This window comes from Sphingobacterium sp. KH_072 (genome assembly GCF_057837975.1).
Map to the genome: position 1 here is coordinate 2,520,240 of NZ_CM174457.1, position 26,530 is coordinate 2,546,769.

General features: G+C 42.8%; 18 protein-coding genes. 5 read left to right on the forward strand and 13 right to left on the reverse strand.

What is annotated here, in order from left to right; genetic code table 11:
• Window positions 1-99: 99 nt before the first annotated feature.
• The 4 genes from lysA to serC all read right to left on the reverse strand — a co-directional run bounded on the left by lysA (window position 100) and on the right by serC (window position 4,774).
• A complete protein-coding gene (gene lysA, locus AC3IRT_RS11415) occupies window positions 100-1,284 on the reverse strand; it encodes a diaminopimelate decarboxylase (protein WP_489393375.1) in 1,185 nt (394 codons plus the stop codon).
• Window positions 1,285-1,300: 16 nt separating this feature from the next.
• Window positions 1,301-2,614: an aspartate kinase gene (locus AC3IRT_RS11420; protein WP_489393376.1), complete on the reverse strand. Its 1,314-nt coding sequence runs from the start codon at window positions 2,612-2,614 to the stop codon at window positions 1,301-1,303.
• A 118-nt stretch (window positions 2,615-2,732) separates the two neighbouring features.
• Window positions 2,733-3,680, reverse strand: a complete 948-nt coding sequence (locus tag AC3IRT_RS11425) for a D-2-hydroxyacid dehydrogenase (RefSeq protein WP_489393377.1) — start codon at window positions 3,678-3,680, stop codon at window positions 2,733-2,735.
• 26 nt (window positions 3,681-3,706) lie between these two features.
• Complete coding sequence (serC, locus tag AC3IRT_RS11430; RefSeq protein ID WP_489393378.1) at window positions 3,707-4,774, reverse strand: 3-phosphoserine/phosphohydroxythreonine transaminase; 1,068 nt, start codon at window positions 4,772-4,774, stop codon at window positions 3,707-3,709.
• Window positions 4,775-5,097: 323 nt separating this feature from the next.
• Here serC and gyrA point away from each other — a divergent pair, with 323 nt between their 5' ends.
• From gyrA to AC3IRT_RS11445, 3 genes are all read left to right on the forward strand, one after another.
• Window positions 5,098-7,689 (forward strand): DNA gyrase subunit A, encoded by a 2,592-nt coding sequence (gyrA, locus tag AC3IRT_RS11435; RefSeq protein ID WP_489393379.1) that lies wholly within the window; start codon window positions 5,098-5,100, stop codon window positions 7,687-7,689.
• Window positions 7,673-8,788, forward strand: coding sequence for a tetratricopeptide repeat protein (locus AC3IRT_RS11440; protein WP_489393380.1), 1,116 nt, complete (start codon window positions 7,673-7,675; stop codon window positions 8,786-8,788). Before gyrA ends, AC3IRT_RS11440 begins: the two co-directional genes overlap by 17 nt.
• Window positions 8,789-8,858: 70 nt before the next feature.
• On the forward strand, window positions 8,859-10,031 hold the full coding sequence (locus tag AC3IRT_RS11445) for a tetratricopeptide repeat protein (RefSeq protein ID WP_489393381.1): 1,173 nt from the start codon (window positions 8,859-8,861) through the stop codon (window positions 10,029-10,031).
• Window positions 10,032-10,158: 127 nt separating this feature from the next.
• Here the strand turns inward: AC3IRT_RS11445 and AC3IRT_RS11450 are convergent, their stop codons facing one another.
• From AC3IRT_RS11450 to AC3IRT_RS11460, 3 genes are all read right to left on the reverse strand, one after another.
• Entirely contained in the window at window positions 10,159-10,656 is a 498-nt protein-coding gene (locus AC3IRT_RS11450) for a hypothetical protein (RefSeq protein ID WP_489393382.1), read from the reverse strand.
• A gap of 165 nt (window positions 10,657-10,821) precedes the next feature.
• Window positions 10,822-13,011: a glutamine synthetase III family protein gene (locus AC3IRT_RS11455; protein WP_489393383.1), complete on the reverse strand. Its 2,190-nt coding sequence runs from the start codon at window positions 13,009-13,011 to the stop codon at window positions 10,822-10,824.
• A gap of 181 nt (window positions 13,012-13,192) precedes the next feature.
• Complete coding sequence (locus AC3IRT_RS11460; RefSeq protein ID WP_489393384.1) at window positions 13,193-16,027, reverse strand: S9 family peptidase; 2,835 nt, start codon at window positions 16,025-16,027, stop codon at window positions 13,193-13,195.
• A gap of 105 nt (window positions 16,028-16,132) precedes the next feature.
• Here AC3IRT_RS11460 and AC3IRT_RS11465 point away from each other — a divergent pair, with 105 nt between their 5' ends.
• Both AC3IRT_RS11465 and AC3IRT_RS11470 read left to right on the forward strand, forming a co-directional pair.
• Window positions 16,133-16,867 (forward strand): SIMPL domain-containing protein, encoded by a 735-nt coding sequence (locus AC3IRT_RS11465; RefSeq protein WP_489393385.1) that lies wholly within the window; start codon window positions 16,133-16,135, stop codon window positions 16,865-16,867.
• 30 nt (window positions 16,868-16,897) lie between these two features.
• The gene (locus AC3IRT_RS11470; RefSeq protein ID WP_489393386.1) at window positions 16,898-17,734 is read left to right on the forward strand and encodes an MBL fold metallo-hydrolase; all 837 of its coding nucleotides are present in this window, start codon (window positions 16,898-16,900) and stop codon (window positions 17,732-17,734) included.
• Window positions 17,735-18,018: 284 nt separating this feature from the next.
• Here the strand turns inward: AC3IRT_RS11470 and AC3IRT_RS11475 are convergent, their stop codons facing one another.
• The 6 genes from AC3IRT_RS11475 to AC3IRT_RS11500 form a co-directional block, all read right to left on the reverse strand.
• Window positions 18,019-18,873 (reverse strand): glycine betaine ABC transporter substrate-binding protein, encoded by an 855-nt coding sequence (locus tag AC3IRT_RS11475; protein ID WP_489393387.1) that lies wholly within the window; start codon window positions 18,871-18,873, stop codon window positions 18,019-18,021.
• The gene (locus AC3IRT_RS11480; protein WP_489393388.1) at window positions 18,870-19,703 is read right to left on the reverse strand and encodes an ABC transporter permease; all 834 of its coding nucleotides are present in this window, start codon (window positions 19,701-19,703) and stop codon (window positions 18,870-18,872) included. The genes AC3IRT_RS11475 and AC3IRT_RS11480 overlap by 4 nt, the downstream gene beginning before the upstream one ends.
• Window positions 19,704-19,706: 3 nt before the next feature.
• A complete protein-coding gene (locus AC3IRT_RS11485; protein WP_489393389.1) occupies window positions 19,707-20,951 on the reverse strand; it encodes a quaternary amine ABC transporter ATP-binding protein in 1,245 nt (414 codons plus the stop codon).
• Between the two features lie 298 nt (window positions 20,952-21,249).
• The gene (locus AC3IRT_RS11490; RefSeq protein WP_489393390.1) at window positions 21,250-22,443 is read right to left on the reverse strand and encodes a PepSY-associated TM helix domain-containing protein; all 1,194 of its coding nucleotides are present in this window, start codon (window positions 22,441-22,443) and stop codon (window positions 21,250-21,252) included.
• 38 nt (window positions 22,444-22,481) lie between these two features.
• Window positions 22,482-24,710, reverse strand: coding sequence for a TonB-dependent siderophore receptor (locus tag AC3IRT_RS11495; RefSeq protein WP_489393391.1), 2,229 nt, complete (start codon window positions 24,708-24,710; stop codon window positions 22,482-22,484).
• Window positions 24,711-24,868: 158 nt separating this feature from the next.
• On the reverse strand, window positions 24,869-26,518 hold the full coding sequence (locus AC3IRT_RS11500; RefSeq protein ID WP_489393392.1) for a RagB/SusD family nutrient uptake outer membrane protein: 1,650 nt from the start codon (window positions 26,516-26,518) through the stop codon (window positions 24,869-24,871).
• Between the last annotated feature and the right edge of the window lie 12 nt (window positions 26,519-26,530).

Consider the following 26,530-nt stretch of genomic DNA (forward strand, 5'->3'; position numbering starts at 1 on the left):
TATGCTACATAACACTAAACGTAATCAGGCATATTTTAAGGGAATGAAATTCATTCCCTTAAAATATGCCTGATTTGTTATTATAAAGCTTGTATAAGCTTAGATATTGGCCAGCTCCAATTGACCTTCACTCGCGTAGCAATAGCGCACCTCGTCGCGCAGATTGTAGCGAGAAGCCATCACTTCTGCATACGCACCAGCGGTACGAATCGCGATTAAGTCGCCACGTTCACTGATCGGCAACGGAACTTCCTTACCAAATGCGTCGGTGCTTTCGCAGATAGGTCCAACGACATCATAATTAGCGGTACCCTTTGCTCCTGCTCCTACTTTTTCAATTTTATGATACGCTTGGTACAGCATAGGGCGCATGAGTTCCGTCATACCCGCATCGAGAATCAAGAAATGTTTCTTTACGCCATTTTTGGTATACAGCACTTTACTGATCAAAGAACCACATTGCGCTACTAAAGCACGCCCCAATTCGAAATGCACCTCTTGATTGGGGTTGCGCTCCAAGAAACGATCAAAAATATCAAAATAGGTCTCGAAATCTGCAATCGGATGTTCGTCTGGCGCGTAATAATCCACTCCCAGTCCGCCACCCACATTCAATACACGAATGGTCGTTCCGCGTTCTTCGAACCAGTTTTTCCATTCATTCACCTTCACACAAAGGCTTTTGAATACATTCATATCGGTGATCTGTGATCCGATGTGGAAGTGAAGGCCTACCAAATCTACGCTCGTGCAGCTACGTAAAACAGCTGCGGCACGCTCCAACTCGGAGTTGGGCAAACCAAATTTGTTTTCATCCAATCCAGTCGTGATGTACTGATGCGTTTTGGCATCTACATTAGGGTTGATACGTAACGAAACATTGGCGCGCACGCCCATCTCGGCGGCTAAACCGTCAATGATTTCCATCTCTTGGATGGATTCTACATTGAAGGCAAAGATGCCGTGTTGCAAGGCAGCACGAATCTCCTTGTCGGACTTGCCGACACCAGCAAAGGTAATTTGCGAAGCCGGAAAACCGACTTCAATGGCTTTTTGCACCTCATTACCGCTCACGCAGTCAGCACCAAATCCTGTCGCTTGCACGGTAGCAAGCACGCGTGGATTGAAGTTAGCTTTCAGCGCATAATGCACATGAAAACCACGTTTATCTGCCGCCGCTTTGGCTTCCGACAGGGTTTGCTGCAACAGGTCTAAATTATAGTAATAGAAGGGCGTTTCCATCCCTTCGAATTTTGCTAATAGCTTGGAATCAAAATAAGACATCAAACAGGTTGTATTGTTAAAATAAACGGTGATGTAAAGAACGTAGGGCTTCAGTTTTGTGCTCGGTATCTAGCAAGACAGATACATTGAAATCTGATCCACCATAAGACACCATGCGCACTGGTAAGTGTTTTACCGCTTCCAGCACTCTACCCACGTAACCATGTGCGTTGGAACTGAAATCGCCCACGACACAAACAATCGTTTGCTCACGATCTACTGCCACAGTACCAAAATCCTCTACTTCTTTGATAATATCATCGAGATTGGTGGTATCATCAATCGACAAGGAAACGGCAACTTCAGAAGTCGTAATCATATCGATCGGCGTTTTATAACGTTCGAAGATTTCGAAAATACGACGTAAGAAACCATAAGCCAACAGCATACGCGAAGAATGAATATGTATCGCCGTAATACCATCTTTGGCCGCTACAGCACGGATTACCCCTTTTTGCGCCCCTTCTTTACTGATTAATGTACCTGGAGCTTGCGGATCCATCGTGTTTAATAAACGCACAGGCACATTGTAACGCTGCGCTGGAAATACACTTTGTGGGTGCAAGATCTTGGCGCCAAAATAGGCCAACTCCGCCGCTTCATCAAAACTCAGATGACGAATCGGTGTGGTACCATGAACCACGCGCGGATCGTTGTTGTGCATGCCGTCAATATCCGTCCAGATCTGGACTTCATCTGCGCGGATGGCAGAGCCAATAAGCGAAGCGGTATAATCCGATCCACCACGACGCAGGTTATCGATCTCGCCGAATGTATTGCGACAGATAAATCCTTGGGTAATAAACAGCGTATTGTCTGGATGCTGACTCAGAATAGCGCCTAATTTTTCAGCGGTATATTCGATCATCGGCTCATTGTCTTCATCAATTTTCATGAAGTCCAATGCTGGAAGCAATACGGAAGCAATCCCTAGCTCTTCCAGATAATAGTGCCACAAGGAGGTTGATAACAATTCGCCTTGCGCCAAAATAATCTTCTCCTCAGATGGCGTAAACAAATCGCTTGCAAAAGATGAGATACTTTCGAAATGATGATCGATAAGATCCTTACCCTTCTTATAGCCTTCCTCGGTAGCGAAAAGCTCCTTAATCAGTTCCTCGTACTTATCCTTATGCTTCTTAATCAGCTGTTTGGCCTCTTCTGTCTTTGCGCCAGCAAAAGCTTGAGCAATTTCCACCAATGCGTTCGTCGTGCCCGAAACGGCCGACAACACTACAATCTGACGTTCCGCAGGCGCTACAATTTCGAGCAACCCTTGAATACGCGCCGCACTTCCTACCGAAGTGCCACCGAATTTTAGAATTTTCATTAGAATATATACTTATTATGGATACTAATTAACGTACGCTTGCGTGCGACATCACTGCGCACGCAAGCGTAAATTGGGTCGAATATAGCAATTAAAGGCTATTTCAAGCGATTTTAGATTATTTCTTGAGATTTGAAATTAGCAAATTAGCGAGTTCTTCGCCGATACGCTCTTGCGCTTCATTGGTCGCTGCACCAATATGTGGCGTAAGGGATACCTTCGGATGTTGTAGCAATTCGATACGTGGTGTAGGCTCGCTATCGTACACATCTAATCCAACAAAAGAAACTTTTCCCGAATTCAAGGCGTCCACTAAGGCAAGCTCATCAATCACACCACCACGAGAAGCATTGACGATACCTACACCATCTTTTACTTTAGTGAATTCTTCCACACCTAACACCGCTTTGTCGGTAAATGGTACGTGAAGTGAGATAAAATCTGCGACAGGCAAAAGCTCCTCGAAAGAAAGTTGCTTCACAGGTACTTCAACTTCAATATTGCCGGATAGAGACAATGGTAAAGATAATGGCCCTTCGAAAAGGTCAGAATATACCACATCCATCCCCAAACCCAGAGCTACCTTGGCAGTTTCGCGGCCAATACGACCGAAACCTACGACGCCTAGGGTTTTGCCTTTGAGCTCTACACCTTTCGCATAGGCTTTCTTCAAGGCGCCAAATTTTGTATTTCCTTCCAACGGCATTTTGCGATTAGAATCATACAAAAAGCGTACACCATTTAAGAAGTGAGCAAAGACGAGTTCCGCTACCGAGTGCGATGAAGCCGCCGGAGTGTTCACTACGATCACGCCTTTGGATTGTGCGTAATCTACATCAATATTGTCCATACCAACTCCACCGCGTCCAATCACTTTTAAATTTGGACAAGCGTCAATCAATTCTTGGCGTACTAATGTGGCACTACGTACCGTAATGGCATCGTACGCTTGCAGCTTTTCTGCTAATTCGGCTTGTGGTATGTGTAGGGTATCTACGGTAAATCCTGCTTCTTCCAACAAACGTTGTCCGATCGGATCTATACCGTCATTCGCTAATATTTTCATCTTAAAATAAATGCTAAACGTGTAACTTAATTATGCGTTTCTTCAAACTCGCGCATCAAATCGATCAAGGCATTGATAGAGGATATCCCCAATGCATTGTAGATAGAGGCACGGAAACCACCTACTGAGCGGTGTCCTTTTAGTCCGATCATGCCGCGCTCTTTTGCAAGCCCAAGAAATTCTTCTTCCAGCGCTGGATTCGTCATCACGAAAGTCACATTCATGCGGGAGCGATCTTCTACTTCTGCCGTACCACGGAAAAGCGGGTTACGATCGATCTCTTCGTATAGCTTGCGTGCTTTGATGATATTTTCCTGCTCCATTACAGCTACTCCTCCTTTGGCTTTCAGCCAACGCAGGTTGAGCATAGATACATAGATCGAGAATACCGGCGGCGTATTGTATAGAGAATCTGCTTTCGCGTGTTGCTGATAGTCAAAAATAGAAGGAATTGTACGTCCGGTTTTACCCAGTAATTCATCTTTCACCACGACTAAGGTAACACCAGCTGGTCCCATGTTCTTTTGTGCACCAGCATAGATCAATCCGTGATCTTCAACACGCACCACGCGACTAAAAATGTCGGAGGACATATCGGTCACTAATGGAACATCTGCTTTTGGCAAATCAAATATCTCCGTACCAAAGATGGTATTGTTAGACGTATAATGCAGATATGCAGCATCAGCCGGTACCGTATATGATTTGGGTATATAACTATAATTGCGATCTGAAGAAGACGCTACCACATCGATCGCACCAAAGTTTTTCGCTTCTTTAAGCGCTTTAGAAGACCAAGTACCCGTATCTAGGTAGGCCGCGCGACCGTATGTAGGAAGCAAGTTAAAAGGAACCATGGCAAATTGTTGGCTAGCACCTCCCTGCAAAAATAGAATGCTATATCCTGCTGGCACTTCTAAAAGCTCGCGAACCAAACTTTCTGCTTCAGCGATAACTGCTTCAAATTCCTTCGAACGGTGCGAAATCTCCAAAATAGACAAACCTGTTCCATTAAAATCTAAAACTGCCTGCGAAGCTTCTGCAAAGACATCCTTTGGTAAGATACAAGGTCCGGCACCGAAATTATGTTTCATATGCTTATAATGATAAATTGTATAGATAACGTGAATTAAAATTAATGCGACAAATGTACTAGATTTATAATTGAGTTCACAACAGAATTTTGATTATAGTTTATTTTTTACAAAAAACAAACGTATTCATTGAAAATGAATCAATCAATTAATTGATTTGTTATTAATAATACATTCAAAAGGGAAATTATTCAGTAGCATTTTTAAAGACTCGCTATTTGAGCGGGCATTTATTCATAGGATAGTAAAAAAATCCGTATCTTCGCACGATTGCGCCCACAATATTTAGAGCGTTAATATTAGTTAGTATGTAACCCAATAATATGGCTGAAGAAACAGAAAACGAAAATAATTTAGTACCTGCTAACGACAGGATCATCCCCATAAATATTGAGGATCAGATGAAATCAGCGTACATCGATTACTCGATGTCGGTGATTGTATCCCGTGCATTACCCGACGCAAGAGATGGATTGAAACCCGTTCACCGTCGGGTGTTGTATGGCATGCTAGACTTGGGCGTTACCAGCAGCAAGCCGTACAAGAAATCAGCGCGTATCGTTGGTGATGTACTAGGTAAGTATCACCCGCACGGTGACACCTCTGTGTATGATGCTATGGTACGTATGGCTCAGTTTTGGTCATTGCGTTATCCGATGGTAGACGGCCAAGGTAACTACGGCTCCATCGATGGTGATCCACCAGCGGCCATGCGTTATACGGAAGCGCGCTTACGGAAGATAGCAGAAGAAATGCTTTCTGATATCAATAAAGATACGGTTGACTTCCAGTTTAACTTTGACGACTCTTTGCAAGAGCCGACCGTGTTGCCTACACGTATTCCTACTCTTTTGGTGAATGGTGCTTCAGGTATTGCGGTTGGTATGGCTACCAATATGGCGCCACACAACCTAACGGAAGTGTTGAACGGAACAATCGCGTACATCGATAACCGTGAAATCGAAATCAGCGAGCTGATGCAATATATCAAAGCACCTGACTTTCCTACAGGCGGATTGATTTATGGCTATAGCGGCGTAAAAGATGCCTTCGAGACTGGACGTGGACGTATTGTTATGCGTGCCGTTGCGGAGATTGAAGCAACTAAAACCGGTAGAGAGATCATCGTGGTTACTGAAATTCCATATCAGGTAAACAAAGCTGATATGATCAAGCGGACAGTAGACCTCATCAACGAAAAGAAGATTGAGGGAATCTCTGAAATCCGTGATGAATCGACAAAGGATATCCGTATAATATACGAAATAAAGCGTGATGCCAATGCAAACGTGGTACTCAACAATCTATTTAAGTACACGTCTTTACAAACATCTTTCTCTGTCAATAACATCGCCTTAGTAAAAGGCCGTCCGGTATTGATGAATCTGAAGGACATGATCCATGAATTTGTGGAGCATAGACACGATGTTGTAGTGCGCCGTACGAAATTCGAATTGGCAGAAGCGGAAAAGCGTGCGCATATCCTAGAAGGATACTTGATCGCGCTAGATCACTTGGATGAAGTGATCAAATTAATTCGTGCTTCGGATACACCAGAAGATGCGCGTGTTGGTTTGATGGAGAAATTTGGCTTATCTGATCTGCAAGCAAGAGCGATCTTGGATATGACGTTGCGTCGTCTGACAGGACTAGAGCGTGACAAGATCAAAGAAGAATATGCCGAATTAATGAAAACCATCGAATATTTGAAGAGTGTATTAGCCGATGAAGGTTTGCGTATGCAGATCATCAAAGATGAAATCATAGAAATTCGTGAGAAGTTTGGTGATGATCGTCGTTCGGTCATCGTGCATTCTGCGGAAGATATGCGCATGGAAGATTTCATCGATGACGAGGAGATCGTGATCACCATCTCCCACAATAGCTACGTAAAACGTACGCCATTGTCCGAATACCGTCGTCAAAGTCGCGGTGGCCGTGGTTCAAAAGGATCTAGTACACGCGAAGAAGACTTCACCGAGCACATTATTACTGCTTCGGCACACAATTACTTATTGCTCTTTACCGAAGCTGGCCGTTGTTTCTGGCTACGTGCATTCGAGATTCCGGAAGGTTCCAGAACCTCTAAAGGTAGAGCATTACAAAACATCATCAACGTACCAAAAGATGAGAAAATCAAAGCGTTTATCAAAGTTAAAAACCTGAAAGATCAGGAATACTTGGAGAACAACTTCATCATCATGTGTACGAAGAAAGGTACGATCAAGAAAACTTCTTTAGAGGCTTACTCTCGTCCGCGTGCTAATGGTATCAATGCGATCAACATTAACGAAGGAGATCAATTGATCGAAGCTAACTTGACCAATGGCAATAGCGAGATCGTGATGGCATTGCGTTCAGGCCGTGCAATTCGCTTCAACGAATCGACTGTACGACCGATGGGTAGAACCGCCACTGGAGTGCGTGGTGTACGCTTGGCGCACGATAATGACGAAGTTGTTGGCATGATTAGTGTTGATAATAGCGAAGAATCGACCATCTTAGTCGTCTCTGAAAAAGGATACGGTAAGCGTACCGACGTGGAAGATTATCGCGTTACAAACCGTGGCGGTAAAGGGGTAAAAACCTTGAACGTAACGGAGAAAACCGGTGAACTCGTCGCGATTAAAGATGTGAACGATCAAGATGATTTGATGATTATCAATAAATCGGGCATCGTAATCCGCATTGGCGTAGAAACACTTCGCGTAATGGGAAGAGCTACGCAGGGCGTGAAACTGATCCGATTGAATGAGAATGATGAGATTGCTTCTATCACCAAAGTGGCTCGTGAAGACGAATTGGAAGAGGGCGAAGAGCAAGGAGAAGGCTTCGTAGCCAACGAAGATGGTGCAGTAATTCCGAACAATGAAGATAATGCTGTTTCAGACGAAAACGATGAAGAAAGCGAATAACATCAGCAAATATATACTCACCTTTGGTCTTACCATCGGTGGGTTATCTGCTTTTGCGCAGTCTGCTGTCAAAGAAGCGACCAATAACTTCGCTTTGTATACACAAACTGGCGAGCTCAAACATTTGGAAAACGCCAAAAAAATGATTGATGGCGTTTACAAAACCAGACGGGATTCATCGAATACACGTATCAACTTGACGCGCGTGATGATCTACAGTTCTATTGCATATGCCGATTCTACGCGTAAGATTAAGACAGACAAGGATCCGATTGATCTCACGCTCGCTACTTTAGCGCGATTGAGCGATCGCGAAAAGAATACGCGCGAAAGCGAAATGGCTTACGTCACTCAGAATCTCGCAGCGGCGTATACTTACAAGGCCAATGAGGCACTACAACGTCAAGAATATGATTTGGCGTACAATAGTTTTCTACGTGTTAGAGAATTGCAACCGAAGAACGAAGATATCATCTACAACTTAGGTTTATTGGCTAATCAGACCAACCGCACGAGCGAAGCAATCGAATATTACCAACAAGCCATTACACTTTCTTCGCGCCAACCTATCCAATACTTGGAATTGGCACGTATATATGAGAAAAACAATCAGCCAGTAGAAAGACGTAAAATCTTAGAAAAAGGCAGCTCTAATTATCCAGAAAGTAAAGAGATTCTATTTAAACTCATCGAGACATACTCGCAGCAAGGTAACTACAATGCCATTGTGCCGATTGCTGAACATGCGGTAAAAATGGAACCAGAAAATGTAGACCTGAACTATTTGGCTGGATTTTCGTTCGAAAATGTAGGTAATATTGACAAAGCGAAGCAATTTTATGAGCGTACTGTACAATTAAATGATAATAATTATGAAGCAAATTTGGCTTTAGGATTATTGTATTTACAGCAGTTCATGGAAAACCAAGACGATCAAGAAGCGCAGTACAATGCGCAGAATTATCTCTTGAAAGCCAATGAAATACGTCCTCATGAAGTCAATGCCTTGCGTTCACTGGCGATGTACTATGAGAATGCGGAAGACGACATGCAGCTAGATCGCGTGAACCTTTTGCTCAACAGATTGCAAAACTACTAGGCACGTTCTTTGTTATCCTAGCATCATAGAATTGAAAACTTGAAGAACATTAAACAAACAAAAGCGTAATATGAATATCAAGAAAAGTCTAATAATAACCGGAGTCCTAGCGATTTCGATGAGTACAGTCTTCGGACAAAGTGGTAATCTAAGAAAAGCTAAATCTGCGTATACCAAATATGAGGAGTTGGGAGGAGCAGAAGCAGGCGAGCTATCTGCAAAAATGTTAAAAGACGGTATTGCACCAATTGAGGAAGCGATAGCGCACGAAAAAACCAAAGATAATCCAGAAACTTGGACTGTGTATTCTTTGATCTATTCTAATCTAGCATTTGCGGAAAAAAATGGCGAGTACGCAGACAAGGCGATCACAGGCTTATCAAAAGCAAGTGAATTGGATGCAGATAAAAAGAATGAAGAAAATATCAATGCAGTAAAAGTTAATCTTCGCAACTTCTATCAGACCACTGGATACGAGGAATGGAAAGTTGAAAATTTTAAAGGTGCCGCTGAAGAGTTTGACAAAGGTTTGGCATTGATGCCAGGTGACACTACGCTAATCTATTTTGGTGCATTGGCTGCTATTCAAACACAGGATTACCCAACTGCTATCAAAAAATACGAAGAATTATTGCCACACGAAGATCACTCTGAATACAGAATGATCAGAGCAGACTTACCAAAATTGTACTTATCTACTGGTGATACCACGAAAGCATTGGAGTACGCTGATGCTGCCGCAAAAGCTTTCCCAGAAGATAATGATATCGTGATGCAAAACATCGAGTTGAACCTAATCACTGGTAATGAAGAAAAAATCATTTCGGGTATCGAGAGTCAATTAGAGCGTGATGCAGACAACAAAACCTTACATTATTACTTAGGTACAGCTTACGCATCTAACGACAACGACGAGAAAGCTTTAGCTTCTTACAAAAAAGCATTAGAAATTGATCCAGACTATGTAGAAGCTAACTTAAACACAGCGGCAATCATCATGAACTTGGCTAATCAAGCGTTAATGGATCTTAACGGCGACAAATCGGTATCTGATGCGGATTACAATACCCGTGTAGAAAAAGTTAAGGCAGACATGGGGCAAGCGGTTCCTTATTTGGAAAAAGCATTGAGCAAAGACCCAAATAATACTAACGCGTTGAGTAACTTGAAAAGCTACTACAACTTCATCCAAGATGAAGATAAAGCAAATGAGATTCAAGCTAAATTAGAAGCTGCTCGCTAGTTTTAATAACAACATAGCGTCATCATCATAGATGATGCAAATAGAAAGAGGTATTTACGATGTAAATACCTCTTTTTTTATGGAAATATCTCCGTTTAGAGCGCTATAACTTGAATTACTAGAATTCTCAAAAGGCGCAGCCACCAGCGTAATAAGTAATCGTCGCTGATTCATACGAAGGTGTATTATCTGGTATGGTATGGTCGTCTATTCGAACGGTGACTGTGTAATGTTTGCCTACAATCTTAGCCGCACCATCATTTTTTGTTGCTCTATAATAAATTAGCGTATCTCTAAAGCCAGTTTCCGTCTCAGACAATAATATCCTTACATCTGTCGCATCAATGGGCTGCTCCATCACTTGATAATCAAACTCTGCGGCGCCGAAAGTTTCGACCGGAAGTCCGGGTAATGCTGCATTTGCTCGTACTTTTCCATGCATAAGTGTCTTGGCGCGTTTGTTTTTCAAAAATTCGATTTGGTACTTGTAATCACTTTTTTCGTCAGACAGCGTGGCACACCATCTGGTGCCAGCGATTGGAATTACATTGTTATCATCCTTTTGGCATGCACTCAGTAAGAAGAAAGCAACAAGCCCAACAAAGGCGAATCGATTATTTTTCATAGAAAATTAGGTCAATACAAGGCGTAAAAATACAAATTTTATCGATTTACGATGTGTTAACTTTATATTACTGCCTCCTACTCGATCGGCTTTCACAACAAAAAAACCACTTGCTGTTGCAAGTGGCTCTCGGATAATAGATAGGTTAGTTAGTTATGATTTTGATTAATGAATAAACAATAGCTCACGCAACTTTGGCAATGGCCATTTATTATCATCTACTATTTTCTCTAGTTTATTGACGTGGTAACGAATCTCATCGAAGTAAGGTTTTACCAACTCGTCGTACGCAATAGCGCGCTCGCGGATATCTTCGATTTCATTTGCTTTCTTACGTTCCTGACGCATTGCTTCCGATTTCTCCAAAGCGATATTGATGTGTGAAGAGATACGTTCGATGAAGTTACGCTGTGAGCTAAACGCTTCTGGCGAAAGACCTAGATCTTTCAATCCTTTTACGTTCTCGATCAACTGATTTTGGTACGCAAAACAAGCTGGAGCGATTAAGCTGTTGGTCAGCTCGGTAATCACACGTGCTTCAATTTGCAATTTCTTATAGAAATTCTCCAACAAAATCTCGTGTCTTGCTTCCGATTCGCGTTTGGTGTAGATACCTAATTTTTCAAATAATGCCACCGACTCCTCGCTTACATATACATCCAATGCTTTTGGTGTAGATTTGATGTTAGATAAGCCACGAGTTGCCGCTTCCTCTGCCCACTCATCGCTGTAGCCATTACCTTCGAAACGAATTGCTTTTGATTCTTTGATATAACGACGTACTACGTTCAACAACGCAAGATCCTTTTTGACACCTTTTTTTATTTGCTTGTCTACCTCCAACTTGAACTCAATCAATTGGTTGGCTACGATGACATTTAAAATAGTCATTGGCAACGCTGAATTGGCTGAAGATCCTACCGCGCGGAATTCAAATTTATTTCCGGTGAAAGCAAAAGGTGAAGTCCGGTTACGATCCGTATTATCCATTTTCAAATCTGGAATTTTAGGAATACCGTGCCATAGGTTGGCTTCGTTTCTCACCTTTTTCGCTACACGAGCAGATTCTACCTCATCCAAGATATCATCCAACTGAGAACCCAAGAAGATAGAGATAATCGCTGGTGGTGCTTCGTTTGCACCTAAGCGGTGATCGTTCGAATGACTTGCAATGGAAGCACGTAACAAATCTGCATGGGCAGATACCGCCTTAATCGTGTTCACGAAGAAAGTCAAGAACATTAAGTTATTTTTTGGTGTCTTACCTGGAGCTAATAAATTTACTCCGGTATTCGTAATCAACGACCAGTTATTGTGTTTACCAGATCCATTGATACCGCTATAAGGCTTCTCGTGCAACAATACTTTGAAGTGATGACGTTTGGCCACTTGCTCCATCAGATTCATCAACAATTGGTTGTGATCGATCGCCAAGTTGATCTCTTCAAACATCGGCGCACACTCAAACTGAGTTGGCGCTACCTCGTTGTGACGCGTTTTCAAAGGAATACCCAATTTCAAGGCTTCATTTTCCAAATCCACCATAAACGCTAACACGCGCTCTGGAATAGCTCCGAAATAATGATCGTCTAATTGCTGTCCTTTTGCCGCCATGTGACCGAACAACGTACGACCGGTCAATTGTAGATCTGGACGTGCATTGTACATGGAGAGATCCACCAAGAAATATTCTTGCTCGATACCTAGAGAAGCCGTCACTTTATTCACGGATTTATCAAAGAATTGAGCAACATCTGTTGCCGCTTTATCAATCGCAGAAACTGCTTTCAATAAAGGTGCTTTGTAATCTAACGATTCGCCCGTGTATGATACGAAAACGGTCGGAATACACAAGGTTTTGCCACCACCAGTTTCAAATAAGAATGCTGGCGAAGATGGATCCCAAGCAGTATATCCACGTGCTTCGAATGTATTACGGATACCACCATTTGGGAAAGAAGAAGCATCTGGCTCTTGTTGTACCAATGCATCTGCTGTAAATTTCTCTATGGCCAATCCATTGCTATCCGGCTCGAAAAACGCATCGTGCTTTTCAGCAGTAGATCCAGTCAATGGTTGAAACCAGTGTGTGTAATGTGAAGCTCCATTGGACAAAGCCCATGATTTCATAGCTTGTGCAATATCTTCTGCTAATTCGCGAGATATGCGTTTGGCCCCTTCAATAGACTCTTTAAGTTCTACAAAAGTAGGCTTTGGCAGGTAGTCGCGCATTTTGTCTACCGTGAATACATTTTTACCATAGATAGCTATGGCTTTTTTAGACTCCGCATATCCATCGTGATTAATTTCTCTTGAACCAGCTGAATTTACAGATTGAAACCGTAAGAATGACATATATTTTGAAAGTTAATTTTGCAATAAATTGCTAAGCAGTATTAAAAAACTGCATTCACATCATATTTTCTGTTGTAAATATGGCTCTTTTTAGTATTAAATGCAAAAATTAATTTTTTTTCAAACAAAAATAGGGGAAAATACACCTTTCCCCTATTTCGATCATACGTTGTACATTGCTTTACATACCCAATCCCCACTCAATGCCTTTGTGGATTGCTGGCACACCAGCGGTAATCCATACTGGAGCTGGTTTACCTTTTAAGAAATGGTCAAAAAATTGCGCTTCGCGCTGTTGAATATCTTTTCTATTCTGGCGAAGCACCAAATTATGGTCATCACCATTGTAGTTTAATAACCAAACTGGCTTTTGCAAACGACGCAATGCCGTAAACATTTCGATTCCTTGATACCAAGGCACGGCGCCATCTTGATCGTTGTGCATAATCACGACAGGCGTATTTACACGATCTAGGAAAAATAGTGGCGAGTTTTCGATGTATAGATCACGCGCTTCCCATAAATTTTGACCGATGCGACTTTGTGTGTTTTCGTACTGAAACTGGCGTGACATGCCCGATCCCCAACGAATACCGCCATAGGCAGAAGTCATATTCACGACGGGTGCGCCCGTCCATGCGGCAGCATACATATCCGTACGTGTTATCAGATGCGCTACTTGATAACCGCCCCAGCTTTGTCCCTGAATTCCCATTTTGGTAGAATCCACAAAACTATTCGAACGTGCCAAGTGCTGCATGCCGCTATTGATGTATTCTTCAGCTGCTTGACCTGGATAACCAGTTTCATAGGAAATATCTGGAGCAAACACCAAATAACCGTTGCTCACGAAATATGGAATATTCAAACGCGAAGGCGTAGGTGCTGGCGCTTGATAGGTGTAAAGCCCTTGCGTTAATTTTTCATAGAAATACGCGATAATCGGATACTTTATGTTTGGATCAAAATCCTCTGGCTTGTACAAAATCCCGGACGCTTCATGTCCATTCGGAGTTGTCCATTGCACCAATTCTGCCGTTCCCCAATTATAACCCGCCTGTTGCGTGTTAATATCCGTCAGTCTACGCTCCTGATCCATCTTTGCACTGTTGATATATAGATCGGGCGAATGCTGATAGTCTTCTTTCGTATAGATAACGTGCGACAGATCTTCGTTTGCCATTACCTTACGATACGTTTTAGGCTGCATGAAGATCTTTTTAGGATTTGACTTTCCTACATTGACACTATAAAAACCATTTTCTTTCGTTGTCTCGTCAAAAGCCGTCAAAAATTGATCTTTATCGGATAGATAGGTCGTACGATATCTCGGATTTTCATCGCGCGACAAATTGACGGCGCGGAATGTAACTTTTTGAGCACGACCAATACCATTCGTAATGCTATGTGCTTTCTTTTTTCCGGTCAGATCAAAAGCCCAAATATCATAGCGATCATTAATATATACAGTTTGTCCATCTTTGGACCATCCTGCTACACCATACGAGCTTGGTAATGCCGGGACATCATTTTCTTCATCAACAAAACCTACTGCAATATCTTCATGCAGCGGTTGTTTTACATCGTTTGCCAAGTCATAACTCGACCAGCTAGCGGTAGCACGATCAAAGAAAACAGCATAGTCCGCCTTTGGAGACAGATATACTTGTCCGCTAAGATCAGCAGCGATCACTTTATTTTGACCCGTCTTGGTCGATACTTTATAGATATTCGACTTCGTACCGAGATCCCACTGCGACGAAATACGATTTCCAAAATCGGAAGTTACCAATACCCATTCTTCATTGCCCGAATCCGTCGTCATTACGCGGTTAAAGGTTTCATCACTCAGCGGAATAATTTGTCCGGATGATTGCGGGTATACAACAGCAGAAAAGCTTTTCGATTGATCTCGTTTTAGATTGACCAATTGTTGAGGTTGCAAATAGTCATCTTTCCAATGCCAGATATCTAACTTGGCATGTTCAAATTCGACCAAAGTCGTATCCTTCACACGTGGAATCGGCGCCAAGCCGAAGTACAATTTTTGACCATCTGCACTGAAATTTGGTGAGGCATCACCACTTACCCACCAATTCTGTGGTACACCGGCTGATGATTGCTGCCCTAGCACTTTGGCGGAATCCTGCTGTGCCGTGTAGTAATACAATTTATATTCCTTGGACAAGGTCTTGTCATCACCTTTAAAGGCTACGAATGAAAGTTGAGATTGATCTTCCGAAAAACTAAACTGCTTGTACGTTCCTTTACCATGACTGATTTTCTTCAAGGATTTATCACCGATAGAATAGATGTACAATCCTGCATTTTGTAGTGATAAACTGTCTTTCTCCTCTCCTTTTTTACTAAATAGCAGTTGTCTTTCATCAGCGCTCCACTCATATTGATCTACGCCGACGAAGTTGATAGTATCTCCCGTCGGCAAGTGCAATAGATGCAATACAGTTTTCGTTTTACCCTTTGGAGGAGTTTTTTTTGCCACTGCTGTGCTATCTTTGGAAGCGATAGTATCCACCGCTACAGTTGGCTTGCTGTCGGCAAGAAATGCTACATATTCGCGGCTATTGCGCGCCAGTTTGTATGACTTGACTTCCGCATATTTTAATGGCGCTGCTTTGCTTTTCAGATTATATACCAACAAAGAATCTTTGGGCATTTCTTCTGGTTTTTTCTTTTTAATTTTCGCTTCTCTTACTGCGGAAAAAAGTGGCTTAATCCCAGCAACAAAAAATACATCATTACTGGTGAGGCTCCCGCCATCACCTCTGGGTACGCGTAGCAATAAGGAATTTTTCTGATCTTTTAATTCTAAAACTGCATCACCTTCCTGTGGCGTGATCGTGTAGTAAACAAAGTTGCCCGATTTGCTCAAGTTGGCGGTACCGATGCTTTTCCAATTATCGTATACGTCATGATTTAAAGGTGGTTTTTGCGCTATGGCTTGCACACTAACAAAGGTGCTGAGTGCAAGACATAATTTGCTCCAATTATTCATAGTAAATGTTAAGTTGACCGTTTGTGAAGTCCAATAATAGCATTTTTTTGTTTATCTTGCCTATGGTTGCTCTGCAACAAGTTTGGCACAATTAAAATCATTGTCATGAAAAACACCCCCATTATTGTCAGCATCATTGCCGCTATCGCCTTAATTAGTGTGGCTTGGATATTTGGATCTTCTTACCGCTATAAATACAATAATAGCAATACGATCAATGTGACGGGCAATGCCAAAACAGACTTTGAGTCGGATATTGTAAAGTGGTCTGCCTCCTACAGTCGCAAGTCTGCCGACTTGAGCGGTGCGTCTGGACAACTAGGCAGAGATCGAGATTTGGTCAAAAGTTTTCTTGTGCAGCGCGGTATTCAAGAAAAGGAAATCCGCTTCAATGCGGTCAACATTAGTCGAGAATTTAATTACCATACCGATAGCCAAGGCAATAGTTCGAATACGTTTACCGGATACAACCTTTCTCAACAGGTTAGTATAGAATCTAAAGATTTAGAAAAGGTGGATAATGCCTCGCGGGAAATTTCTAGCTTAATTTCTCAAGGTGTTGAGTTAAGTTCCAACGCCCCCAACTATTACTTTTCCGGCTTGGAGGATCTAAAATTGCAACTTATCTCTCAGGCGTCTGAAAACGCGAAATTAAGGGCTCAGAATATTGCGACGGAGTCGGCTACTTCTTTAGGACAATTGGTGAAAGCGGATCTTGGAATTTTCCAGATCACAGGGCAAAACGATAATGAAGAATACTCATATGGTGGCGCTTTCAATACCAGCTCACGCAGCAAAACAGCAAATATCACCGTCAAGGCCAGCTATTTAGCACGTTAGTTGTAGCGTTTTCTATATAAACGTACTGTTATGAACTTATATACCATCGATACCGGATTTTTCAAACTGGATGGCGGCGCTATGTTTGGCGTAGTTCCCAAATCTTTGTGGTCGCGCACCAATCCGCCAGATGCCCACAATCTATGTACTTGGGCCACGCGCCTCCTGCTGATGGAAGATGGAAATCAGTTGACATTAATCGATACCGGATTGGGTGATAAGCAGGATGCGAAGTTTTTTGGCCATTATGATTTGCATGGGGATGCCACGTTGGATTCTTCGCTGACGAAACATGGCTTTCATCGTGACGATATTACCGATATTATCCTCACGCACCTGCATTTCGATCATTGTGGTGGCGCTATCAAGCGTAAAAATGAACAATTGATTCCCGCATTTAAAAATGCTAAATATTGGTCCAACGAGAAACATTGGAAATGGGCTACTGTAGATCCAAATCCGAGAGAGAAAGCTTCCTTCTTAAAGGAAAACATCCTGCCGATTCAAGAATCTGGTCAGCTTAATTTTTTGGCCGAAGGCCAATCATTCAACGATCAGGTAGCTATTCGCTATGCGAATGGACATACCGAAGCGATGATGCTGCCGCAAATTCAGTACAAAGGCAGAACCATCTTGTATATGGCAGATTTATTACCGTCGGTGGGCCACATTCCGATTCCATATGTGATGAGTTACGATGTGCGACCATTAGTAACGATGGATGAACGGAAAGATTACTGGCAAGAAATTGTAGATAATGAATATATTCTCTATTTAGAGCATGATCCAGAGCACGAATGCTGCACCCTGCAACGAACGGAGAAAGGCATCCGACTGAAGGAAACATTTAAGTTGAGTGATATTTAATTGCAAATCATCTCGTCATTGCGCGGAGAAACGACAACGAAATCTCAATTATTAAAGGGTTTATTACTTGGATTGTCATTACCACAGGTCTAATACGTTTTTACTTTAGAGATTTTAAAGGATTGAATAATTATAAAATTAACTATTCAATCCTATTCACGCTTAGAATTATTGCGATAAGAAACTAATTCCACGCAGGCGGCTTTCTGTTCTTCTGAATACTATATCCATGCATTCATAATTCATGGATAATACATGTTTTGCTCAAAAAAACCATTCAGCTATTAATGGTTAAGACCATTCCACCAATTGTCGAGTAGCGCTCTATTTTCTTCCACCCATTCTCGGGCAGTTTCTTTTTCGTTTTTGCTGGCTTCCATGCGTGTCAACAATTCAGACAGCACATCTTCTTCAAAGAAGGCATGTTGAAAATAGCGATACACTTCCGGATAATCTTTCTCAAAATCGTCTCGTACAAACGTTTCGATATGTTCGGTATCTCCATAAATCTTCTTCGGATCTTCCAAAAACTTCACATCATAGCGGCCAAAAAGCCAATGCGGTTGCCACGCGGTGACCACGATCCAGCGCTGCTCGTCTATCGCTTTCTGCAATTCAGAAGCCATGGCAATCATCGAGGAATTTAATTGTCGATAATCTAAATCATATGCCAACAGCACGCTATCGGTGTAGGTAGCCATCCCAGATCCACGCTCAATACCGACAATGCGACCGCCAAATTTTTCTTTATTGGCATTTAGCTCTTCAATAGAATTAATATCCACATATTTGGGTACGACCAATCCTAAACGTGCGCCTTCGTAGTTGATTCCCGCGCTTTTGATATGATCAAAAGGAGCGACTTTGTCGCCATGCGTGGTGGGCAACCATACATTCATAAACACATCGGTATCGCCGTTATCCATCGAAGCCAACAATAAGTTTGGCGCCGCTTTGTGTGTGACTACGAGATATCCTTTCTGCGAAAGAAATTCTTTAGTAACCAGCGTCATGGCATTGCCCTCGGCCCAACCTTCTACCATGCCCATACTGATGCGTTTGCCAATCCTTCCGCCACAACTTCCAAATACGAGAAAGAGCACGACAGAAAAGCAAACGATATATATTATACGTCTCATTTTACACTAATTTTATTACCAAAACCTTGCGTGATACGATCCAGCACAATAGCCAGAATGACTACAGATAAGCCACTTTCAAATCCCAAACCAATATCGAGATTATTGATTCCTTCCAGCACCTTCTCTCCTAGCCCGCCAGCGGCAATCATCCCGGCGATCACCACCATAGACAGCGATAACAATATCGTTTGATTCACCCCCGTTAAAATTGTCTTCAATGCCAAAGGCAATTCTACCTTAAATAAGATTTGCCTTTGTGTAGCACCCAGTGAACGTGCTGCTTCGAGCACATCTCCCGGCACTTGCTGAATGCCCAAAGCGGTCAATCGAACAGCAGGTGGCATGGCAAATATAATGGTGGCAAATGCGCCCGGAAGTTTTCCGATACTGAAAAATAACACGGCCGGAATTAAGTACACAAATGCAGGCATGGTTTGCATCAAATCGAGCAAGGGGCGAATCACCCGATGTGCGGTCATATTTTTGGCAGACCAAATACCCAATGGAATTGCGATAATTAAGGCGATAATCGTCGATGAAATAATCAGCGCCAGCGTCTGCATCGTATCTTCCCAGAATCCCATCAAGTAAATTAGCCCGAGTCCACATAAGGTAAATGCGGCCACACCACGACCGGCATAGCGCCAAGCCGCAAAAGTAAATAAAGCGATTGTGATGAAAAATGGTACGCTTACCAACACCCATTCAATGCTTTCGATCCCAGCATTACCGGATGTTTTTATAAAATCAAATACTGGTCTTAGGTTAGCCATCAACCATCTGACAGCGACAGCGATGTATTGTCCTATATCTATTGTTTTTTCCATGTTTTAGTTGTGGTTGGCATTTTCTTTTAATTCAGTTATCTCTTGCTCGTTGAAGCGCGTGGCTTCGATCACGACGGAGTTTTGGGATACAATACCGAGCAAAACTCCCGTGTCCTTATCGGTGACGGCTATTGGTGAGCGCGTAGCTGTGATTAATGGTAACATCTCTTCCACCGTTACTTCTGTCGTAACGGTGGGCACATCTTTCCTTATGACATTCACGACGGTCGCATCTTGTCGCTTCGCGGATTGAAGCGCTTCATTAACCCATACAAATCCTAAAAAAGTTTGATTATCATCCACCACGGGTAATACATCCAAACCAGTTGCCCGCATTTTGCGTAAAGTACCCTCAGGGCCATCTTTGCCGAAGCGCACGGTGGTGGGTTTTTGGTGCATGAGAGAGCCTGCCGTAATGATCGTCTTACGATCTACCTTTTCAACGAAAGCTTCGACGTACGGCGTAGCCGGATTAGTCAGGATTTCCTCTGCTGTACCAATCTGCTCGATAATACCATCTTTCATGATCACGATACGATCGCCGAGCTTGATGGCCTCGTCCAGATCGTGGGTCACGAATACCACGGTCTTCTGCAGTTTATTCTGTAAGCTGATCAGCTCATCCTGCATTTCCGTTTTTATTAAGGGATCCAGCGCAGAGAACGCTTCATCCATCAATAACACTTCCGGATCGTTGGTGAGCGCACGCGCCAGACCGACACGCTGCTGCATACCTCCCGAAAGCTGTGCTGGCGATTGATTTTCAAAACCTTGCAGACCAACCGTGTCAATGGCTTGCTGAGCTTTTTTCTCGCGTGTCTCTAAGTCTTCTCCCCGAATCTCCAGACCAAAAGCTACATTGTCGAGTATACTGCGGTGCGGTAGCAATCCAAATTTTTGAAACACCATGCTCATCTCCGTCCGACGGACGTCGAGCAGTTCCTTGTGGTTTTTCCGGGTGATATCATTACCGTTAACATAAATGTTCCCACCGGTTGGTTCGATCAAGCGATTCAAACAACGCAGCAAGGTGGACTTTCCGCTACCGGATAGCCCCATGATCACGAAGAACTCGCCTTCGTAGATCTCAAAATTTGCCTTGTTGATACCCACTGTACAGTGGGTTTTGGTCATTATTTCTTTCTTGCTATGGCCTTCATTTAGCATTTTCAGCGCAGTATCTTTTTGCTTTCCGAAAATCAATACTAAATCTTCGACCTTAATTTTTACAGATCTTTCTTTTTTCATAATATGTATGTGAAAGTAGCCCTTTAGGCTATCATAAATTGGATGGATACAAGTAGTCTCCAAATATTACCTTAGGTTGATAGGCACGTTGGCACAATCAGACCTCAAAAAAAAACAGAAATAATTAATAGGTAACTGCAAAATTACCGCGCGGACGGGGGAATCTTCAAAGAGTTGTTGCGCGATGTTTTTCTAATTTTATAAAATAAGCAATAGTTGATATTGTATATTTTCTGTTTCCTCATTGGTACAAAGATACAAAAAATAAAAAAAACGTCCTTTTGGGACGTTTTCATACTTAAGTACGCTTGTTTTTTCGACCATACCAGATCATAAACCCGGTTACTGGCAGCGAGGCACATATTAAACTCACCAAAAAGGCAATAATCTTCGTCGGTAAATTGAAAATAGAACCCACATGGATATCATAATTTGCTCCCACCATACGCTCGCCCAGATTTTTGTCATTATAATCGTGTACGTGCAGCAGTTCTCCAGAGTGCTCGTCAAAAATCAGCTGACTCATCTTGTGGTATGAGTACGAGAGATGCTTTACATACACTTCGAAGTTAGGATGCACGTGATCATCCAAATGCTCATCTCCCAAATCCAAAGCAAAGCCGTAACTTTCGGGATAAAGCCGTTTGACCTGATTGGCAATCGAATCTAAGGTATAATCTGTCCGTACCGACTCTGGTGCCGTGGTCGTAATATGAGAATGATCTGGATAAACGGTTTCACCTCCAGAAAATACAACATAGATAAATGCTTGGATCATAAAATAACAGTAGAAAAGACCCGTGATCGAAAATATTAAGGCAAAGATAGATCCATAAAACCCGAGAATATTGTGCAAATCATAATTCTTACGCTTGGTCTTCGTCGTTTTTTTCCAATTGAATTGAAAGCGTTGTTTTCTGCCCGCTTTATTGCGTGGCCACCACAATACAATGCCAGAAATCAGCATAAACACAAATAGACACACCGGTATGCCCACCACATACTTGCCCCATTCTGATTGTAGGAGAAAGCTAAAATGGATCATCTTGACGATATTGAAGAAACCCATTTTCTCATCGTACACACGGAGGACTTGGCCAGAATAAGGATTCACGTAAATGAGCTTGTAGATCACTACCTCATCAAAGTAATGCCATGCATCAGGATTCCGTTCGTAGTAATAGTACTGGTAAGACATGGCCGGATCGACGGGCACATTCACCCAATGTAACGGGTAATCTTCGGGACAAGCTTGCTCTACCTGATCTGCTAATACCGAAATGGGAATAAGTTGCTTTGATGCAATATCTGGTTCGTGATGGTAAATCACATCCCGACGGGTAAAATTTTCTAACTCATCCTTGAATACATATAAAGCACCAGTGATCGAAATAATGACCACTGGTATGCCTACGGCAAGTCCAAACCACAGATGTAGTCTGCCAAACCAATGCTTAAAAAATGATTTTTTCTTCTTCTTTGTTAATGACATTTCTCTCTTGCTCTCTTAATAATTTGTCTAGTGAAGCGCTAAAACCGATAAGTCAGATTCCCAATGATATTCCGTGTTGGCTGCGCATTGGCCGTACTGTACCCAATCCAGTACCGTTCATTGGTCAGATTATCCATCCGTGCGCCAATTCGAAATTGCTTGTAATCATAATACGCATTGGCATTCAATACGGTATATTTTGGTAATTCAAACTCATCCGTAACGGTATTAAAAATCGGCACCGCGCCGGCATGGTTACCACCCACGCCGAAAGCTAAGCCTTTCAGCTTTCCATCCAGAAAATTATAGGTCGCATAAAAGTTGGCTAACCAAGGTGATGCCGCGGTAGTTGGCCGCCGACCTAAAATGGCCGCATCTGATGACTCTGTGATGCGTGAATCGTTGTACGCTACACCGCCAATCACGGTGAATCCTTTTACCAAGTATGCATTGACCTCTAGTTCCACACCACGACTGGTTCTTACCCCTAATTGATCTTGGACAAAGTTGAAGGTATTGGGAATCGGGATGCCTGTTGATTGCAAGGAGTTTTTTACGTTGATGTCGTAGTAACTGAGCGATGCGTTAATCCGCCCTTTTAATAAGTCCGCCTTTAAACCACCCTCCCATTGATTAGCCGTTTCCGGCTTTGATAATTCGACAGCACCTGATGTATCGGTAAAAAAGTAACCGTTGGAGGTGAAGCTATTTTGGTAGTTAGCAAACACCGAAAATTTATCTTTCACGATTACGTACACTGCACCAAATTTTGGTGACCAGCCAGACTGTTTATAGGTTTCTGTCGGGGTATTGTAGGAGTTTCCACCCAGAAAATGATTGCTTTCGTACCGCAATGCCGCCATGATGTTCAACCCTGGTGTAACCGTCAACACATTAGAGGCATACGCGCTATAGGTATCTAAGTCACTAATAAATGGAAAAGTAGCCGCATCGTAGGTGCCTTGATCGCGTAAATCCTGATAATAACTATTTACCAGTTCTCTATTGAAGCTCGCATAATTTCCACCCGTGAATGGCACAAATTGAATGCTGGATGCGGATAGAAACATCTGTCGGTTGTTGGTGCGCATATAGTCACCACCTACCACCAACCTGTTGCGCATGCCGCCGATCTGTCCGTCGAAATTGAAGTTCTGTTGGATTTGGAAGATGTTCTGGTGACTATTGATCGTAGACTGATCTGCCTGATGTAATCCTACTGGCCCAGTATTGCCAAATAAATCTTGCCTACCCACGTAAAAGAAAGGATTGCGACCATCGGATTGATTGTACGCTTTATTAATGGCCGTGGTCGATTGGATGCGATCAGAAATACGGTAATGCGCAGTGGCAAATAAGTTACTGGTGCGGCCACGGTTATATAATCCTTTTCCGATGTACGACTCGCGGTAATCCATGCCAGTGTCGTCCACCAGTTCACGCATATTGCGGTAGCCTAATTGCGAAGGGGGGAACCAAAAGAATACATTTTGTTCGGCTACGGTGTTGTTCTCGAAATACTCATACTCCAGATTGATATCTAACCTGTCGTTCACGCGCCAGCTAAGGCTTGGCGCGATAGTCAAAAGTTCATTCTTAGCATCGGGCATCTGAAACGTACCGGTATTGGTATACGCGGTATTGAGTCGGAATAAAAGCGATTTGCTATCGTTTAACGGACTATTTACATCGGCCTGTACCCGATAGTGATTGAAACTCCCTACGAATACGCCGATCTGTCCGCCAATCTCTTCGTATGGTTTTTTGGTTACGCGATTGATCACACCGCCATAAGAAGTCGGCCCCGTACCGAATAAGGTCGCCGATGGACCTTTTAGCACTTCAATTCTTTCAATGTTTATCGCATCCATCATCGAAGTAACTGGTGCTACATAGCCATCGCGCAAGGAATTGTTGGTCACAAAACCGCGTAGATTCACATACGCCCCACCATCTCCGCCACGGTTGGTCGCATTCCACATCTTTTGTAATCCGACCACGTTTCTAAAACCATCATCCACCGTCGTGATCTGCTGATTCTCCAGTGCTCTACGATCAATAGAAGAGAATACCTGAGAATTTTCAATCGCCTTGAGTGACATACGGTTCACGGTTGAAGAGTTTTTTTTCACGTAACCGTCGATAATAACATCCTCTACTTTTCTGGTAGCGGTGGTATCGCGGGCTCGTTGAGTATCACGCGGCTGCTGTGCAAAAAGTATTTGCGTCGCAAATAAGAAGGCGATTAAAGACAAACTATGCTTCATATCAAAAAATTTGTCTGCAAATATATCTTTATTTTGAATAAGTCTAAATTAATATTTGAAATAACTAAAATCAATACTATACGTCTTACTTTCGAGCACAAAAAAAGGGCTTCCGAAGTCGGAAGCCCTAAGCACAATTTTAAGAAGAAACAATGCGATTAATTATAACCTGGATTTTGTGCCAAGTTAGGGTTCAATATTCTCTGACGATTTGGAACAGGAAATAAGATCTTGTTGATATCAGAAGGTTGGTGATCCCACCAAGTACTGGTGTGAAATACACCAAAACGAATTAAATCCTGACGACGGTATCCTTCGAAAATAAATTCGCGACCACGCTCTGCTAACAACTCCGTAAGCGATAAAGTAGCAGGTGTGTACAAGTTCGCTGCGCGATCTGCTTCCGCATAAGCGCGAGATTTAGACGCATTGATTAAATCTACCGCTTCTTGATTAGCTGCTCCACCGGCTTTGCGCATAATAGCTTCCGCTTTTGCAAAATAGACCCAAGTCAAACGATACACATTCCAATCGGTACTATTGTAACTTGGATGCGCTAAGTGCCCTAATTTGTATTTATTAAAACGCACACCGCTATTGCCTTCACCCGTTGTCATATTGGAAGGCAACAAGTTTGGATCCGTGCCATTAGCAATCGCCACTAAGTTCTGACGGATATTGTCTACAAAAACGATCGGACGCCCTTGGTACTCATCAGATGCCCCTAATACAGGTTGCGTTGGATCAGAGAACTTCATCTGCGCACCTATTAATAACCACTCGCTTTTACGCAAATCGGCATCTGGAAAAGTAGTATATACACCAGGTATAACTACTGCGCCATTGTTTCCGTTACGACCGCCACCGGTTATATCACGCTGGTTGAAGTAAAAGAAATCAGCAGCCCATTGCGGTTGGGTGTTAGAACGTTGGAACTCGTAAGCAATAGACATCAATACTTCTTTGGAAAGATGATTCTCCGGTTTGAAGGCATCCGTAATATTGACATCTAAAGAGGCCGCCCCATTTTGTCCGCCGCCAGCTCCATTAATCAATTGATTCGCTGCTGCTATACAATCATCCCACCGTGCCGTACCTGTCCAGACTTCTGCGTTCAAGTACAACTCAACCAACATAGCATAACCTGCCGCACGAGAAACGCGACCTGTCATCGCAGTAGAAAGCACAGGTACATTATTAATGTTTTCTTGGATTTCCTTCTCAATAAAATTGAATACTTCCGTACGAGAAGCCGTTGCTGGATTAATAGGAATACCTACTTGCGTAACAATGGGCACATTGCCCCACAAATCCATAATTTTTAGATAATGGAAAGCACGGAACAACTTTAGTTCGCCAATATAAGCTAGACGTTCTTCTTCTGTTATGCCCATAGCAGCAGACTCACGGCTCTCCAAGTTTTGAATTGGATCAGTACATAAGCCCATTCCCCAAAACATCAAACGCCAGGCATCGTAAACAGTACCTTCATCCGCATTCCAACTGTGGCCATGCAAACGAATCCAGTTTCCATTATCTAAACCATGGCGGCCTTTTTGTGGCCAAGCTAATTGATCCGCGGAATATTCACTTAAACGCCACCAACCATTCTGTCCAGGCGTAGCCCACGCATTAGCATGCGTGTACGGTCGAAGCACCGCGGAAAGCGTTTCCATTTTATTGTTATAATAATTGTCTGTAATCAGCTGATCATAGACCGTCTCTTCCAAATCAGTACAAGCTCCCATCATTCCCAATGATGCGACCATGCCCAATCCGTATATCCATTTTTTTATTTCTTTCTTCATAATAATTCAGTA